The sequence below is a fragment of the Actinomyces stomatis genome, from assembly GCF_031292835.1.
Classification (GTDB): Bacteria; Actinomycetota; Actinomycetes; order Actinomycetales; family Actinomycetaceae; genus Actinomyces; species Actinomyces stomatis.
Map to the genome: position 1 here is coordinate 15,284 of NZ_JASPEP010000031.1, position 16,861 is coordinate 32,144.

Here is a 16,861-nt window from a genome sequence, read left to right on the forward strand (position 1 = left end):
AGGTGGTGGTCTGGGGGCGTTCCGTCGTCGTTGTTCCATGACTCCGACGGCGCCTGCGAGCCTGGTGGGAGGGCGGGCGGCGGGTGTGCCACCCGCCCTCAACCGGGGCTCGATGAAGTTGTCACGAAGTCGTCACCAGGCGGTGGCCACTCAGATCTCGTCAACCGTGGAGGCCGTGGCCCCGCCCGGACGCCGGCCCAGGTCGAAGCCGAGCTCCTCGGCGGCGCGCGAGCCGTCGTCATCGGTGTCGTCCAGGGCGATGGCGACGCCCTCAGCGTCCAGGGCCTCGACGTTCAGGCACAGCGACTGCATCTCCTTCATGAGCACCTTGAAGGACTCGGGGATGCCGGGCTCGGGGATGTCCTCGCCCTTGACGATGGCCTCGTAGACCTTGACACGGCCGTTGACGTCGTCGGACTTGACGGTGAGGAGCTCCTGGAGGGCGTGGGCGGCGCCGTACGCCTCCATGGCCCACACCTCCATCTCACCGAAGCGCTGACCACCGAACTGGGCCTTACCACCCAGCGGCTGCTGGGTGATCATGGAGTACGGACCCGTGGAGCGGGCGTGGATCTTGTCGTCCACGAGGTGGTGGAGCTTGAGGATGTACATGTAGCCCACCGAGATGGGGTACGGGAAGGGCTCACCGGAGCGGCCGTCGAACAGGCGCGCCTTACCGTTGGGCTCGACCAGCTGCAGACCGTCGGAGGTCGGCAGCGTGGAGTTCAGCAGGCCCATGAGCTCGTTGTCCCTCACACCGTCGAAGACGGGCGTGGCCACGGGAGTGCGGGGCTCGGCCTTGATGCCGTTCTCGGGGAGGTTGGCGGTCCAGGCCTCGCCGGCCTCGCGGGCGGCGGTGGCGTCCCAGCCGCGGGAGGCGACCCATCCCAGGTGCAGCTCGAGGACCTGACCGACGTTCATACGGCTGGGCACGCCCAGCGGGTTGAGGATGACGTCGACCGGGGTGCCGTCAGCCAGGAAGGGCATGTCCTCCACGGGCAGGATCTTGGAGATGACGCCCTTGTTGCCGTGGCGGCCGGAGAGCTTGTCACCCACGGTGATCTTGCGGCGCTGGGCGATGTAGACGCGCACCATGCGGTTGACGCCCGCGGGCAGCTCGGCGTCGTCGGAGGCGGCGTCGATCTCGCGCACGCCGGTGACGATCCCGTACTCGCCGTGGGGCACGCGCAGGGAGGTGTCGCGGACCTCGCGGGCCTTCTCACCGAAGATGGCGCGCAGGAGGCGCTCCTCGCTGGTCAGCTCGGTCTCCCCCTTGGGGGTCACCTTGCCCACGAGGATGTCACCGCTGCGGACCTCGGCGCCGATGCGGATGATGCCGCGCTCGTCGAGGTTGGCCAGGGTCTCCTCGGAGACGTTGGGGATGTCCCGGGTGATCTCCTCGGCGCCCAACTTGGTGTCGCGGGCGTCGACCTCGTGCTCCTCGATGTGGATCGAGGTGAGCATGTCCTCGGCGACCACACGCTGGGAGATGATGATGGCGTCCTCGTAGTTGAGGCCCTCCCAGGTCATGAAGGCGACCAGGAGGTTCTGGCCCAGGGCCAGGTCGCCCTCGTTGGTGGCGGGGCCATCGGCCAGGACCGAGCCGACCTCGACGCGCTCGCCCTCGGTGGCCACGACCCGCTGGTTGTAGCAGTTGCCCTGGTTGGAGCGGCGGAACTTGGCGACCTTGTAGACGTTCTCGGTGCCGTCGTCATTCGCCACGCGCACGAAGTCCGCGCAGACCTCGGTGACGACACCGGCCTTGTCGGCCACGAGGACGTCACCGGCGTCGACGGCGGTGCGCCGCTCCATGCCCGTACCCACCAGCGGGGCATCGGGGCGGATGAGCGGCACGGCCTGGCGCTGCATGTTGGCGCCCATGAGGGCGCGGTTGGCGTCGTCGTGCTCGAGGAAGGGGATGAGGGAGGTACCCACCGACACCATCTGGCGCGGGGAGACGTCCATGAGGTCGACCTGCGAGGAGGGCACGAGGGCCGGCTCACCGCCGGTGACGCGGCACAGGACGTGGTCCTCGGCGAAGTGGCCGTCCTCGGTGAGGGTGACGTTGGCCTGGGCGATGACGTGGCGGTCCTCGTCGTCGGCCGTCAGGTAGTGGGTCTCGTCGGTGACCCGGCCATCGACGACGACGCGGTAGGGGGTCTCGACGAAGCCGAAGGGGTTGATGCGTCCGAAGGTCGCCAGCGAGCCGATGAGGCCGATGTTGGGGCCCTCGGGGGACTCGATGGGGCACATGCGCCCGTAGTGCGAGGTGTGGACGTCACGGACCTCCATGGAGGCGCGCTCACGGGACAGACCGCCGGGGCCCAGGGCGCTCAGGCGGCGCTTGTGGGTCAGACCCGCCAGCGGGTTGTTCTGGTCCATGAACTGGCTCAGCTGGGAGGTGCCGAAGAACTCCTTGATCGCAGCCGTCACGGGCCGGATGTTGATGAGCGTGTTCGGCGTGATGGCCTCGACGTCCTGGGTGGTCATGCGCTCGCGCACCTGACGCTCCATACGGCTCATACCGGTGCGCACCTGCGCCTGGATGAGCTCGCCCACCGCGCGGATGCGACGGTTGCCCAGGTGGTCGATGTCGTCGTACTCGACGGCGATCTCGGTGATCTCGCCGTCGCGCACGCCCTCGACGGTCTCGGCGCCGGCGTGCAGGGCCAGCAGGTAGCGCAGGGCCGCGACGATGTCCTCGATGCGCAGGGTCGACTCGGTCAGGTCCGAGGCCAGGCCCAGCTTCTTGTTGATCTTGTAGCGACCGACCTTGGCCAGGTCGTAGCGCTTGGGGTTGAAGTAGAAGTTCTCCAGCAGGGTGCGCCCGGCCTCGACGCTCGGCGGCTCACCGGGGCGGATCTTCTTGTAGATGTCCAGGAGCGCCTCGTCCTGGGTGGTGATCTTGCGGTCCTCGTCCAGGGCGGAGGTCAGGGCCGGGAAGTCGGCGAATTCCTTGCGGATCTCCGACTCGTCCATGCCCAGGGCCAGCAGGAAGACGGTGATGTCCTGCTTGCGCTTGCGGTCGATGCGCACTGCGACGCGGTCGGACTTGTCGATCTCGAACTCGAGCCAGGCTCCGCGCGAGGGGATGAACTTGACGTTGTAGACGTACTTGTCCGTGGCCTTCTCGGTGGTGCGCTCGAAGTACACGCCCGGCGAGCGCACGAGCTGGGAGACGACGACGCGCTCGGAGCCGTTGACGATGAAGGTGCCCTTGTCGGTCATGAGCGGGAAGTCGCCCATGAAGACCGTCTGGGACTTGATCTCACCGGTGGAGAAGTTCTCGAAGTCCGCCACCACGTAGAGGGGGGCGGAGTAGGTGAGGTCCTTCTCCTGGCACTCCTCGGCCGTGTACTTCGGCTCCTCGAAGCGGTGGTCGTGGAAGGACAGGGCCATGGTCTCGCCGAAGTCCTCGATCGGGGAGATCTCGTCGAAGATCTCCTCCAGACCGGAGGTCTCGGGCAGGGAGCCCGGGTGCGCCTTGTTGGCGGCGGTCATCCGCTCGCGCCACCTCTCGTTACCGACGAGCCAGTCGAAGCTCTCGGTCTGAAGGGCAAGCAGATTCGGAGCCTGCATGGGCTCGGCGATCTTGGCAAAGTTGATACGACGCGACGCGGTACGGGCGGCGATGTCAGCAGCAGTGGGTGCGGAGGTGCGCGAGGCAGCCAAAGGGGGATCCTTCCCTCAGATCGGGGATCACACAACGCACACCGCGGCACTGGGTTGAGTAGAATCTCCGATGCCGGGCTCACGCCCGCCAGGGTTCCGACGGGCCGGGGCCCGCGCGGAGGGCAGATACTCCTCGCGCCAATACACACAATGCACGCAAAGCGCTAGCGTACACGGCCGACGTCAAGGACTCCACGCCGATCCCCACTGGATCCTTGCGATTCCCACCACAGTCGCGCATACTGCCCCACCCGTGTCTGCCGCGTGAAGTGAGTCCCTCGGTGCTACCCGCTCTCTGAGCGACTGCCGGCCGGATCGCTCCAGGCCACAGCTGCCCCCGCGCTCCTCCCAACCATCCACTCCCCCGGCCCCGACAGCCCCTGCACGTCCCCGCCCCCGCAGCCTCTGCACCCGCCCGATCCTTTCCGGCCGACGGCGTCGAGAACGCACTTTCCGATCGGCGACTGCGTTCTCCTCCAAACCACTGGGAGCTGACCTCAGTGACCTGGAGGACATCGCAGTCCTCGGCGCACATGTACGTCCCCGAGCCCGACGACGTCGCGACGAGCACGCCGATCCCGTCCATCGGCCGGGAAGCGGACGTTCAGTGGCCACTGCGGGCTCCACAGCGAAGCCCTCCTGCCCTCAGATGCCGCCGAATCCACACCCTCAGAGCTCTGCGCTCGTCATGCCCCGATCCTCTTGAGAAGACTCGCTGCATGAGCCCCGTCGCCACCACTGCCAGCCGCCCCGCTTCCGTCTGCCCGGTCCCGGCGCACCTTCGGCCGACCATCATCTACTCAGGCCGCCGCAAGCGCTTCCACGCGTCGCGCAATCCTGGTCTGCTGCGACTCATGCCGGGCGCCTACCTGCACGCAGTCCCGGGCAGGCGACGCTGGGAGCAGCGGTTCATGGTGTCCCTAGCGCGTGCGATCGCTGCACAGCAACTCCTACCGTCCGCTACCTGCCTGTCTCACACGTCGGCCGCTCTGATTCAGGGGCTGGCCATGTGGACGCGAGAGCCGGATGTCTACCTCGCCGTCTCCGGCAACCCGCGTTTAACCACAACCACAATGCCCGCGTTCCGGTACCCGTCGTCGGGCGTACCGACCCCCATCGATACGACGCACCCCGAGGCCACCCCGATCCGAATGCACCGTCGCCGGCTTCAGCTGCGGGACGAGGAGATCGAGGTGGTCGGAGGGGTTCCCGTCACGTCCGTGCTGCGCACCGCCTTCGACTGCGCCTGCGACGAGCCTCCATACAACGCGCTCTCCATCGCCGATGCGGCCCTGAACCGGCACTGCCAACCTGATCCGTGGCACCGCGACTCCTGCACCACGCGGCTGCGCTCGGCTCGAGCCTGCTGGGAGGAGCTCGTGGCACGTCATCGGGGGCGGCGAGGGATAGCGCAGGCGCGTGCGGTACTGGCCGCCGCCACCCCTTGGGCGGTCTCGCCCGGGGAGAGTGTGCTGCGGTGGATGACGCTCGTGGTAGGGCTGCCCGAGGCCATCGCCCAGTACCCGGTTCCGGGGTTGTCGAAGGACCGGTTCCTGGACCTGGGTTGGCCCGATCACCGTGTCGTCGCGGAGTTCGACGGCCGCACCAAGTACCGCACTGAGGAGGACGTCTTCCTCGAGAAGCTCCGCCAGGACGAGCTCGAAACGCAGGGGTGGAGGTTCTTCCGGACGACGTGGTCCTCGCTCAGCGACATGCGCACCCAGGCCGACCGGCTGCTGTCGATGTTCCCCCTGGAGGTGGTCTCCCGTCTCTCGCCGGTGGCCGGGCTTCAAGGTGGCGGGCTGTGGGGCGAGCGTCCACCGGGAGTGCTGGTGCCATGAGGTCACGATCCCCGACGCCGTCTCCTGACTTATCGCGTGCGCCCACCGACGTCGAGAACGTACTTTCCGATCGGCGACTGCGTTCTCCTCCAAACCACTGGGAGCGGACCTCAGTGACCTGGAGGACATCGCAGTCCTCGGCACACATGTACGTCCCCGATCCCCGCCAGCCCCTCCGACACAGACACCAACCGATCTCCGACCCGACGGCGCTCCACCAGCCTGAGCCCGACGACGTCGAAGCCGCGGAAGCCGGGCAGCACCAGCCCCCCGGAACACGACTGGGTCCCGCCCACCTGGTGGTGGACGGGACCCAGACATGCTGGACTTCCCCAGCCGTTGGCGCCCCTCAGGCCGCCTCAGGCAGCGGGGAGGGACTCACTTGAGGGTGACGGTGGCGCCGGCGCCCTCGAGCTGCTCCTTGGCCTTCTCGGCGGCCTCCTTGTTGGCGCCCTCGAGGACGGGCTTGGGAGCGCCGTCGACGAGCTCCTTGGCCTCCTTCAGGCCGAGGGAGGTCAGGGCGCGCACCTCCTTGATGACCTGGATCTTCTTGTCGCCGGCGGCCTCGAGAATGACGTCGAACTCGTCCTTCTCCTCGGCGGCGGCCTCGCCACCGGCAGCGCCGGGGGCAGCGGCAACGGCCACGGCGGCCGGGGCGGCGGCGGTAACGTCGAAGGTCTCCTCGAAGGCCTTGACGAACTCGGACAGCTCGATGAGGGTGAGCTCCTTGAACTGCTCGATGAGCTCTTCGGTGGTCAGCTTCGCCATGATGGGCGTTCCTTCCTTATCAGGTTCCTGCGCGCGCAGGGTTGGTGGATGACGCGTGCGGCCTCAGGCCGCGGTCTCCTGCTTCTCGCGCAGGGCGTCGACGGTGCGCACGGCCTTGGAGGCCGGTGCGGCGAAGAGGTACGCAGCCTTGGACAGGGACGCCTTGACAGCGCCCGCGGTCTTGGCGAGCAGCACCTCGCGGGACTCGAGAGAGGCAAGCTTGTCAACGCCGTCGGCGGACAGCACGGTGCCGTCCATGACACCGCCCTTGATGACGAGCTGCTGGTTGTCCTTGGCGAAGTCACGCAGAGCCTTGGCGGCCTCGACCGGCTCACCGGTGACGAACGTCAGGGCGGAGGGGCCCGTGAGGTCGTCGGCGAAGTCCTCGAGCCCGACCTGGCGGGCGGCGATCGCAGCAAGCGTGTTCTTCACCACGGTGTACTCGGCGTTACCGGCGAGGGAACGACGCAGCTCCTTGAGCTGGGCGACACTCAGTCCCCGGTACTCAGTCAGCAGGACCGCGTCAGCCTGGCGGAACTTGTCCGCCAGCGCAGCAACGGCTGCTTCCTTGTCAGGCCGTGCCATGGGCCCTCCTTCCGTGGTATGCCGCAGGGGTCCATTCACTGGAAAAGCCCCGCGCCGGTGGGCACGGGGCTTGATCTCGGGCACGCCCGACGAAGTCTCGTTCTCACCTGCGCCGGCCCCACCTGACGTGGACTTGGTCCCGCCGAAGCGGGCGACCTGCGGTCTTTGGCAGAGAGCACCATACCCAGCAGCGGGCTCTGCTGCGCAAGGCAGGCGGCCGTGGAACTGGTCACGTCACCGCGAATGCTCGCCAGGAGCGGACCCGGCCGATCCAGGACTCAGGGGGCAACGGCCGCTCCGACGCCGGGCGCGTCCCTCACCCGCCTGCGATGCCGGCCGCCTCAGACTCCAAGGCTCTCGGCCAGCGCCTCTCGCTCCGTGACGTCGTACCAGAGCAGGTCGGCCTCGGCGGCGCGCTCGAAGGCGTCCTCGTCACCGAGTCTGGCGGCTCGCACATCGGACTCCGCCTCGGGCTCATCCACGAGCAGGGCGGCGACGTCCTCCCAGGCGATCTCGCCGACGACCTCGATCGTGCCGGGCAGGACGTCACCCTCCACGGGAAGCTCGCGCACGTTCTCGGCGTCGACATCGGCCGCGATGACGATGCGCCGGTCGGCCAGCCCCGAGGCCTCGGGCTCGGCCAGGAGAACGAGAGAGGCGTCGGCGGCGCACAGCGAGGCGGAGACCTCCAGGCCCTCCTCGTCCTCATCGGGCAGGGCACGGGCGAGAGCAGGGGTGGCGGCGTGAGCCGCGAACGGCTTGTGCGAGGAACCGAGGACGCTTGCGCGCAGGTGGGCGGCGGTGGCGGGCAGGTAGATGCGCATGCCCCCAGTCTGCCCTACCGTCGCGCTCGACCTCCCACGAAGCACAGGGAGCCTTCCCACCCGGCACCGTTCACGCGAGCACCCGGTCTCAGTAGCGGTGTCGCCCGGTTCCCGGCGGCACCGACGGAGGGTCACCCGGACCCCGGTCATCTCCCATGTCCGGGGTACGGCCCACCTGCGGGCCTCGCGCCGGCCCCGGGGGCCTTCCGGCGCCCGACGCCGTCCCCGCAGCGGACCACGGCGCCGCCGAGGGCCGGTGCGGCGTGCCGGGGACCGGTCCCGGCGCCGGTAGCGGTGGCTGAGCCTGTGGTCTCACCGGAGACCGGCTCGGAGGTGGTTCCTGCAGCCGCCCCTGCGGCTGATTCCCCGGCTGAATCGATGGCGGCAGAGCCTGGAGGGACTGCTGCGGGACGTGGGCGAGGCCTGCGGAGCCCCGGGGAGCCGGCAGCCGCTCACCAACCGGCTGTCCCCCGTCCCCGCCTCTGCGGCGACGCCTCGCGCCTCTGTTGCGCGCGGTTGAACGGTTCCTGCCTCTGGCGGTTGCGGCCTGGTCCGCGGGGTCCCGGTGTCCACCACGCCTCTTCGAGCGCCGCAGCAGGGAACGACGCGGGGATCGGGCCTTGCGGGCCGTCGCCGCCTGAGGATCGATCCGGTCGACCAGCGCACTCAGGGCCTTGCCCAGTGTGCTGGTGGGCGCCCCTTCCAGGACGGTGCATCCCTGCAGCAGGCAGGCATCGGCCGTCGCCGCGTCGTCGGGCAGGAGCACAATGTCCTCCAGCCCGCCGAAACGCGCCAGCGCCTCTCGCAGTGCATGTTGGGGAGAAGGACCTGCGGCCGAGGCACGCACCCGGTTGATGACGACCTCGACCCGACCGGCGGGGTTCATGGAGGCCCCCATCTCATCGAGGAGCTGGAGCAGACGGCGCACCCCGACGGGGTCGGCTCCGCCGACGACCAGAACGACGTCGGCATGCGATACCAGATCGGCGGTGACGGCCCCGCGGCCGGGCTCCAGGGTGAAGTCGTCGACATCGTCATCGACGGGACCACCGGCGACGTCGACGACGGTCCAGGCCGCGGCCCGGCGGCACTGCAGCCAGACCTCGGTCATCGAGGCCGGCGGCAGCTCGCGCCAGCGTCCGGATCGCCCCAGGCCGCCCAGCAGGAAGAGCCCGCCGCCCACCGGCGCCAGGACCCGCTGAAAGCTCTCGGCGTCAAGCCGGCCGTGGGTGGCCAGACGGGCCGCCCCGGCCAGAGCCGAGGAGTCCTCCGGCATGCCGAGGAGCTGCACGAGGCTGGGAGCCTCCACATCGGCGTCCACGAGGATCGCACCGCCGGAAGAGGCCAGACCGTGGGCGAGGGAGGCGGACACCGTCGAACGCCCGGGGGCGCCGTGAGGCCCCCACACCAGGACGATCCTCCCCTGGAGCCCGTCATCCGCCGGGCTCATCGCAGCCGGGAAGGAGTGCTCCGGCACGCCCGTCGCAGCCGGCTCCGGACCGGGCCGCCGGTTCTGTCCCGGGTCGCCCCCGGTTCCTGCGCCGTTGGAGGTCGGTGGCGGCGGCGAGGGCACCATCGCGTCCTCTGAGGAGCCGGGAGACTGCCGCCACAGCTCTTCGAGCCAGGCGGTCTCCTGGGCAGCGGCCTTCGAGCCCATCGAAGCGGGGGTGGCAGCGCTCAACCAGTCGGTGTCCGCGGCCACCGGCGCGGTCACGGTCTCCGACACTGCAGCGCTGGCTGGTCCCGTCCCCTGGGATGATCCGCTGGAGGGCGCGCCACGACGCACGAGGTCCTGCATCGCCGAGCAGATGCGGCCGGGCTCCGTATCGCGTCTGAGAACCGGCCATCCCGCGCTGCGCCAGCGCTCCTCCTCGTGGGGCTCCACCAGGAGCAGACCGCTCAGGCCGGCGCGTGCGAGCCGATCCAGGACGGTGCGGTCGATCTCATCGAAGCCGGTGTCCAGCAGGGCGAAGGTCGCCAGTCCGGCCATCCCGGCTGAGAGCAGCTCGGGCAGATCGGCGCATCGGCGGACGACGCACAGCCCGCTCCCCGACTGGCTCAGCGCACGCAGGATGTCGGCGTCGTCGCCGCTCAGAGCCAGGAGGACTCCGGCTCCCGGGGCGCTCACGAGGTCTTCTCCGCGGGCGCTTCCTGACCCGTGGGAACCAGGACGAGAGCCCCCTCCTGCCCCACGGCGCTGAGAACGGCGGCGAGGGATGCCTCGGGGACCTTGACCTCCACCCCGGTGCTGGGTCCGGAGATCAGCCCCTTGCTGGGCTCACCGACCGAGGCGATGACCAGCCCTGTGGCCACGCGGCGGGCTCCGTCTCCTTCAGCCTGTCCCGGTTGGGCGCTTTGACCGCTCTGAGCCGCCTGTCCGCCCTGCCCGGCCTGTGCAGTGGCGGGAGCCTGGGCCGCGGGTCTGCCCGCCGCCCCCTCCTTGGGCACGATCCACAGATCGACGTAGTCGCCGACCTTCGTTGAGGCCGGCAGGTTGGAGGCGACATTGAGAACCACTGGCCGCAGGGTCTGCTCCCCGCCGCTGTTCACAGCCGCCGTGGCCAGCAGCTCCCCCTTGCGCATGGAGCGCGTGGCCACGGCGCCGTCCGGCAGGTGCCCGGCCTCGACATAGGCATCGGTGCCGGGATGAGCCTCGACCACCGTGAGAACGCCGTCGGCAGTCAGGTCCGTCCCGGGAGCGACGTCCTGGGACAGCACGTAGACGCGGGTGGTGTCAGCGGCCGCATCGACCGCCCAGGCCCCCAGGGCCACAGCCGTGGCAACCAGGACCACTCCCCCGGCCATACGCGGGTCCTTCCATGCAGGACGGCGCCAACGACCACTACGGGATCGCTCAGGGGTGGTCAGGGATCGGGTACGGCGAGATGACATCACGGGAATCCTCCTTGATCTCCTGCAATCATCGTTGGGATAAAATAATACCTCAAGGTTATCCACAAGCATCTTTAAGAATTGTGGAGAGGATCCAGCAGTGGGATCATCGTGGTATGAGCACACGATTCCTGACCATCGCCGACGTCGCCGAGCAGCTTCAGCTGTCCGCCCAGGCCGTGCGCGCCCTCATCCGCACCGGTGATCTCCCTGCTATTCAGGTCGGCGCCCGCAAGCTCTGGCGCATCGAGGACCAGGCCCTGGAGGACTACATTCAGCGCCAGCTCGCCTCAACCAGGGCCATGGTCGCGGCGGGTTGGATCGAGGACGAGGAGTCCTGAGACACCCCACCCGGTAGCCGAGGTCAGCGACTGCGCAGCACCTCGATGGCGGCGGTCATGACGCTGACGACCCCCGCGCCACCCGCCCCGGAAGCACGACGCGAACGGACTCCGCCCTCAGGGTCGACAGCGACATCAACATGGTCCGCACCCACCCGGACCAGTCGCCCCACCACTTCCCCGGAACCCACGACCAGGCGCACCCGCGCTCCCCGCCGAGCGATCTCACGCATCAGAGCCGTCAGCGTGGGCCGACGTCGGCCATCCCGGGGCGCCGGACCGGCCAGCGACACCATGGTGGCCACCGCACCCACCGGGACAATGGCCTGCACCCCCTCCCCCTCATCGACGAGGACATAGGAGGGCTCAACCCGAGAGACAACACCGTCGACCGGAACGCCGCTGCGAGTCCGCAGGTGGATGAGCCGCCCCACCGAGCCTCGCAGACGGTCGACGACCTCGATGGAGGCCTGCTCGGCCTCCGCGAGCTCGGCGCTCTGCGCCACCAGGTCCGCACGGCGTTCAGCATCGAAGCTGCTCTCCAGGTCGGCAAGCATCGCGTCCCAGTCCATAGGACCACCTCACCACAGTCCACACGCTGAGGAAAGCGATCCGGGGCGGCTCGGACCTCGCTCCGCCGGCAACCACCGCCCCCCCACTACCACGACCTAGAAACACGGTATGTCACATCGTCACTATTGACATCGTCACACCATCGGAGTACACCTAACATCATCAAACAACATCATTGGTGATGGAGGACGACATGGGAACTCGTCGACGGCTGGCACTGCTGGCCGGAGTGTCAGGGACTGTCCTGACACTTCTGGGGCACACGGCCCACAGCGCCACGGAGCGGCTTCTGGGGGTCCCTCCGCAGTCCTGGGGCCTGAGTGAGCTGTCCGACGCCGTCGTCGCCGGCACCTGTGCAATCGGGACTCTGGGAGCCTTGTGGCACGTGGTCTCAGCCCTCCTGGCGCTCATGGCGCTTCCCGGGGAGAACGGGCACGGCTCCGTCCGTCGAGGCGGCGCCTGCGCACTGGCGGCCAGGATTCTCGAGGCCTGGGGAGCGCCTGCGGTCAGGCGCATCACCGCCTCCGCACTGCTCGTCTCCCTGTCCTCGGCGCCGGCACTGGCCGCCGAGGAGCCCACCGGCGGGGACGATCTGGGATGGCGCCCCACCAGCTCAGCACCCGCCTCACCACCGGTCCAGTCCTCGACGCCGTCACCTCAAGCCGACCAGCCCGGCCAGAAGGCCACCGCGGAGGCGGAAGCATCCCAGTCCCCGCCCGATGGCTCCACGGCTTCACCCGAGCATGCCCCTTCGAGCACTTCGACCGGCTCCAGCGGCTCGGACAACGCGAGCCAGTCGGCGCAGTCGACCCCGCCGGGCAGCTCCCGGACACAGCCCTCCACCACCCCTGACCCCCAGACCTCGTCGACCCCCACTCATACCGTCGTGCCCGGCGAGAGCCTGTGGTCGATCACTGCCCACCTCCTGCCCGCCGACTCCGGCCCCGCGCAGATCGCACAGGCCTGGCCGGTCCTGTATCGCGCCAACTCCGACGTCGTCGGCACCGACCCGTCACTGATCCGGCCCGGCACAGTCCTGAGCGTCCCGGATTCCCTGTCCGCACCGAGCACGACGACAGGAGGCCAGACGCCATCGCGATGAACCACCCAGCGCCAGCACCGGCGGCCTCGAATGCCGCCCCCGTTCCACCTCGCACTCCGTGCCCACCAAGCACCCGCCTACTCTCAGGAGCCCGCCATGACCGCAACCGCCATCACCCGAGCCACTCGTCCCGCGCACCACCAGACCGGCCCTCAACGTCGCAGCCGCCCCGCACCGAGCCACCCGGCGCCGACTCGCGCCGTTCCACAGAAGCCCTCCAGGCCCGTGAACCGCTCCGGCTCAGTCATGCGGGGAGACTCTCCGACAAGACGACCTGGCACCGGCACCGGCACCGACGCCTCACGCACAGCCGCGATCGTGGTGACTGCCGCCAGTGAGGTCCTGGCCGGGCTACGCCCCGTGGATCACCTGGTCCGCTGGACCAGCCCCTCCCTGTTCGAGGCACTCACCCGCCGGGCGGGGCTGGCCGCCCGGATGCTGGGGCGCCAGGCGAGCCCACGACGGCCACGCATCCGCAGCGTGCGCACCGAGCTGACAATGTCGGGGGCCTGCGAGGCAACCGTTCTCCTGGAGGAGGGCAACCGAGTCCGGGCCGCGGCGGCCCGTCTGGAGCTGCTGCGCGAACGCTGGATCCTCACCGGCCTGGAGATGGCGTGATCCCGTCGGAGCCCGGTTGGTCACCGGGCTCCGACGGGATCACCGACAGCCGCGTCAGCTCTCGCTGAGTCTCAGTGCCGGCGCTTCTTCTTGGAGCGACGACGCTCGGCCCGATTGCCGCCCGACTCGGAGACCCTGCGCGAGGAGGCTCCTGACCTCTCCTCCTCACCGGACTCGCTGGGACCGGAGTAGGTGACCCGCTGCTCCATGGACGCCTGGCCGGTGTCCCCCAGCACCGTGCCGTTCCCCTGGCCGGCCGCCTGGCCCACGCGGATGCCGGCCGCGGCGGTGGCGTTGGCCTTGGCGACCGCCTGGGCGGCCTCGACGGTACCGTCCTCGGCGGCGCGCTGGGCAGCGGCGTCGAAGCGGGTGACGTTGGCGAAGATCTGCTCGACGGTCTCCTCCCGGATCCCCTCCATCATCGCCCGGAACATACGGGCGCCCTCGTTGGCGTACTCCACGAGGGGGTCGCGCTGGGCCATGGCCCGCAGACCGATCCCCTCCTTGAGGTAGTCCATCTCGTAGAGGTGCTCCCGCCAGCGCTTGTCCACCACGGCCAGCAGGATGCGGCGCTCCAGGGTGCGCATGGGCTCCTCGCCGAGCTGGACGTGGGCCAGGGCGTTGGCCTCAATGCGGGCCTCGGCGTCCTCGTAGGCCACGGCGACGTCCTCGCTGAGCTCCTCGATGAGGCGCTCCGAGGTCAGTGCGTTCTTGCCGCCCAGCGCCTCGACGACCTCCTCCTGGGTCAGGCCGACCGGATAGAGGCGGCCGAGCTCGCCCCACAGGGCGTCCAGGTCCCACTCGTCGGGGCGCCCCTCGGCCGTTCCGGCCTCAACGATGGAGGAGACGGCCTGGGTCCGGAAGGCCTCGATCTGGGGCTCGAGGTCCTCACCGTCCAGGACGCGGCGGCGCTCGGAGTAGACCTTCTCGCGCTGCTCGGTCATGACGTCGTCGTACTTGAGGACGTTCTTGCGGATCTCGTAGTTGCGCGACTCCACCTGACGCTGGGCGCCGGCGATGCCTCGGGTGACCATCTTGGACTCCAGGGGGACGTCATCGGGGTAGGCGCCCGAGGACATGATGCGCTGGGCGAGCCCGGAGGCGAACATGCGCATGAGGTCGTCCTCCATGGACAGGTAGAAGCGGGACTCGCCCGGGTCCCCCTGACGGCCGGAGCGGCCCCGCAGCTGGTTGTCGATGCGCCGCGACTCGTGACGCTCGGTGCCCAGCACGTAGAGGCCACCGAGCTCGACGACCTCGTCGTGCTCGGCCCGGCAGGCATCCTTGGCGGCGGACAGAGCCTCGGGCCAGGCCTTCTCGTACTCCTCGGCGTTCTCCTCGGGGTCCAGGCCGGCCTCCTTGAGGGCGGTGACCGCGATGTGCTCGGCGTTGCCGCCCAGCATGATGTCGGTTCCGCGACCGGCCATGTTGGTGGCCACGGTGACGGCGCCCTTGCGACCGGCCATAGCCACGACGGCGGCCTCGCGGGCGTGCTGCTTGGCGTTGAGGACCTCGTGCGGGATGCCCTGCTCGCGCAGACGCTCGGAGAGGATCTCCGACTTCTCCACGCTGGTGGTACCCACCAGGACCGGCTGGCCGAGCTCGTGACGCTCGGCGATGTCGTCGACGACGGCGTCGAGCTTGGCCTCGACGGTGGTGTAGACGAGGTCGGGCTGGTCCTCACGGATCATGGGTTTGTTGGTGGGGATCGGGACGACGCCGATCTTGTAGGTGCCGGCGAACTCGGCGGCCTCGGTCTCAGCGGTACCGGTCATGCCCGAGCGCGAGCCCTCGGGGTAGAGGCGGAAGTAGTTCTGGAGGGTGATGGTGGCCAGGGTCTGGTTCTCGGCCTTGATCTCCACACGCTCCTTGGCCTCGATGGCCTGGTGCATGCCCTCGTTGTAGCGGCGGCCGGGCAGGACGCGACCGGTGTGCTCGTCGACGATGAGGACCTCACCGTCGCGCACGATGTAGTCCTTGTCCCGGTGGAAGAGCTCCTTGGCCTTGATGGCGTTGTTGAGGAAGCCGATCAGGGGGGTGTTCTCCGACTCGTAGAGGTTGTCCACCCCGAGGTAGTCCTCCACCCGCTCGATGCCGGCGGACAGCACGCCCACGGTGCGCTTCTTCTCGTCGACCTCGTAGTCCTTGCCCGCGCGCAGGCGCTCGGAGATCGTGGCGAACTCCTTGTACCACTTGTTGACGTCTCCGCTGGCCGGACCGGAGATGATGAGCGGGGTACGGGCCTCGTCGATGAGGATGGAGTCGACCTCGTCGACGATGACGAAGGCGTGGCCGCGCTGGACCAGGTCCTCGGGGCGCTGAGCCATGTTGTCGCGCAGGTAGTCGAAGCCGAACTCGTTGTTGGTGCCGTAGGTGATGTCACAGGCGTACTGCTCACGGCGCTCGACGGGCGTCTGGCCCACGAGGATGCAGCCGGTGGTCAGCCCCAGGAAGCGGTGGACACGCCCCATGAGGTCGGACTGATACTCGGCGAGGTAGTCGTTGACGGTCACGACGTGGACGCCCTTGCCGGTCAGGGCCCTCAGGTAGGAGGGCATCGTGGCCACGAGGGTCTTGCCCTCACCGGTCTTCATCTCGGCGATGTTGCCGCGGTGGAGGGCGGCCCCACCCATGATCTGGACGTGGTAGGGGCGCATGCCCAGGACGCGGTCGGCCGCCTCCACCACCGTGGCGAAGGCCTCGGGAAGCAGATCGTCGAGAGTCTCGCCGTCCTGGTAGCGCTCCTTGAGCTCATCAGTCATCTCACGCAGCTCGGCGTCGGAGAGCTCGCTGTACTCGTCGGCAAGAGCCTCCACCTGGTCGGCGATGGCATCAAGCTTCTTCAGGGTGCGGCCCTCGCCAATGCGAAGGATCCGGTCCACGATCGACACGCTACATTCTCCCTTGGGACGTCATATTGCGAAGAGCGGCGATGAGACAGAGGCGGTATCAGCCAGTCAGCCGACTCGCCATCGGCGCAGGATCGGCTCGGTATCGGCTCAGGTCTCACCGGCTACCTGCCTCCGTACTCTAGTGGACCTCGGTGGGCGGCGGCCTTTCCAGTACCGAGATTCTTCCCACCGAGGACACGGGCGGGGCACGGGGCCACAGGAGACGGTGATGGCGACCGCCCTGTCGCAGTGTGGACCGCGAGCGCCGCCAGGAGCGGGAAGGCCCCTTCCTGCGTCACAGTGAGGGCATGGCGCACCACCGGCACGAGCCCTGGCATCCCGCCGCATTCCGTCTGCCATCGGGCTTGTCGGTGGATTTCTCACCGGGCCTGTCCCTGGGACTGCCGACCAGCTGTGCGGGCTGCGGCCGATGGGAGACGGCGCTGTGCCCGCGGTGCCGGGCGCTGCTCGAGGCGGAGCCCTTCGCCGTGGAGCATGCCGACGCCGCCGGCGACCTGGACATCCAGGCTCTGGCGTCCTACACCGGGCCGGTGCGCGCCATGGTCCTGGGCTGGAAGAACGGTGCCCGGGAGGATCTGTCGGAGGTGATGGCCCGTTGCGGTCGGCGCCTGGGGCGCTGGTGGGCGCTGAGACACGCGCCGGACGAGCTCTGGGCGGACTCGCCCCGGGGAGCGCGGGCTCTGCTCGTGGTCCCGGCACCCTCCGGGCTCGCACGCCGGCTGCGCGGCCGGCT

The 16,861-nt window shown here is 69.3% G+C and carries 13 protein-coding genes; 5 read left to right on the top strand and 8 right to left on the bottom strand.

The genetic code is table 11. The features are described 5' to 3' along the window. Positions 1-150 precede the first annotated feature (150 nt). Entirely contained in the window at positions 151-3,672 is a 3,522-nt protein-coding gene (gene rpoB / locus RIV12_RS12040) for a DNA-directed RNA polymerase subunit beta (protein ID WP_075417130.1), read from the bottom strand. A 719-nt stretch (positions 3,673-4,391) separates the two neighbouring features. Between rpoB and RIV12_RS12045 the strand changes: the two genes are divergently transcribed. Continuing rightward, positions 4,392-5,513 carry a hypothetical protein gene (locus RIV12_RS12045; protein ID WP_309324176.1) on the top strand — a complete coding sequence of 374 codons (1,122 nt, stop codon included), beginning with the start codon at positions 4,392-4,394 and terminating at the stop codon, positions 5,511-5,513. 378 nt (positions 5,514-5,891) lie between these two features. Here RIV12_RS12045 and rplL read toward each other — a convergent pair whose 3' ends face one another. The 5 genes from rplL to RIV12_RS12070 all read right to left on the bottom strand — a co-directional run bounded on the left by rplL (position 5,892) and on the right by RIV12_RS12070 (position 10,495). Then, entirely contained in the window at positions 5,892-6,281 is a 390-nt protein-coding gene (gene rplL / locus RIV12_RS12050; protein WP_003783501.1) for a 50S ribosomal protein L7/L12, read from the bottom strand. A gap of 63 nt (positions 6,282-6,344) precedes the next feature. Then, a complete protein-coding gene (gene rplJ / locus RIV12_RS12055; RefSeq protein WP_075417128.1) occupies positions 6,345-6,866 on the bottom strand; it encodes a 50S ribosomal protein L10 in 522 nt (173 codons plus the stop codon). 341 nt (positions 6,867-7,207) lie between these two features. Then, positions 7,208-7,690, bottom strand: a complete 483-nt coding sequence (locus RIV12_RS12060; protein WP_075417127.1) for a DUF6912 family protein — start codon at positions 7,688-7,690, stop codon at positions 7,208-7,210. Between the two features lie 88 nt (positions 7,691-7,778). Further along, positions 7,779-9,818 carry a CpaE/TadZ family protein gene (locus RIV12_RS12065; protein WP_309324179.1) on the bottom strand — a complete coding sequence of 680 codons (2,040 nt, stop codon included), beginning with the start codon at positions 9,816-9,818 and terminating at the stop codon, positions 7,779-7,781. Continuing rightward, positions 9,815-10,495 carry a hypothetical protein gene (locus tag RIV12_RS12070; RefSeq protein ID WP_309324181.1) on the bottom strand — a complete coding sequence of 227 codons (681 nt, stop codon included), beginning with the start codon at positions 10,493-10,495 and terminating at the stop codon, positions 9,815-9,817. Before RIV12_RS12070 ends, RIV12_RS12065 begins: the two co-directional genes overlap by 4 nt. Before the next feature lie 203 nt (positions 10,496-10,698). Between RIV12_RS12070 and RIV12_RS12075 the strand changes: the two genes are divergently transcribed. After that, the gene (locus RIV12_RS12075) at positions 10,699-10,923 is read left to right on the top strand and encodes a helix-turn-helix domain-containing protein (protein WP_075417124.1); all 225 of its coding nucleotides are present in this window, start codon (positions 10,699-10,701) and stop codon (positions 10,921-10,923) included. A 23-nt stretch (positions 10,924-10,946) separates the two neighbouring features. Here RIV12_RS12075 and RIV12_RS12080 read toward each other — a convergent pair whose 3' ends face one another. Further along, positions 10,947-11,495 (bottom strand): Fis family transcriptional regulator, encoded by a 549-nt coding sequence (locus tag RIV12_RS12080; RefSeq protein ID WP_309324183.1) that lies wholly within the window; start codon positions 11,493-11,495, stop codon positions 10,947-10,949. A 194-nt stretch (positions 11,496-11,689) separates the two neighbouring features. Here RIV12_RS12080 and RIV12_RS12085 point away from each other — a divergent pair, with 194 nt between their 5' ends. Together RIV12_RS12085 and RIV12_RS12090 are read left to right on the top strand one after the other, a co-directional pair. Then, positions 11,690-12,598, top strand: a complete 909-nt coding sequence (locus RIV12_RS12085; protein WP_309324185.1) for a LysM peptidoglycan-binding domain-containing protein — start codon at positions 11,690-11,692, stop codon at positions 12,596-12,598. 96 nt (positions 12,599-12,694) lie between these two features. Continuing rightward, a complete protein-coding gene (locus RIV12_RS12090; RefSeq protein ID WP_309324187.1) occupies positions 12,695-13,216 on the top strand; it encodes an Rv3235 family protein in 522 nt (173 codons plus the stop codon). A 71-nt stretch (positions 13,217-13,287) separates the two neighbouring features. Here the strand turns inward: RIV12_RS12090 and secA are convergent, their stop codons facing one another. After that, positions 13,288-16,107 carry a preprotein translocase subunit SecA gene (gene secA / locus RIV12_RS12095; RefSeq protein ID WP_309324189.1) on the bottom strand — a complete coding sequence of 940 codons (2,820 nt, stop codon included), beginning with the start codon at positions 16,105-16,107 and terminating at the stop codon, positions 13,288-13,290. 308 nt (positions 16,108-16,415) lie between these two features. On the opposite strand from secA, the gene RIV12_RS12100 reads away from it, so the two are divergent. Continuing rightward, positions 16,416-16,861 (top strand): ComF family protein (locus RIV12_RS12100; RefSeq protein ID WP_428978944.1); only part of this gene is annotated, 446 nt, incomplete at its 3' end.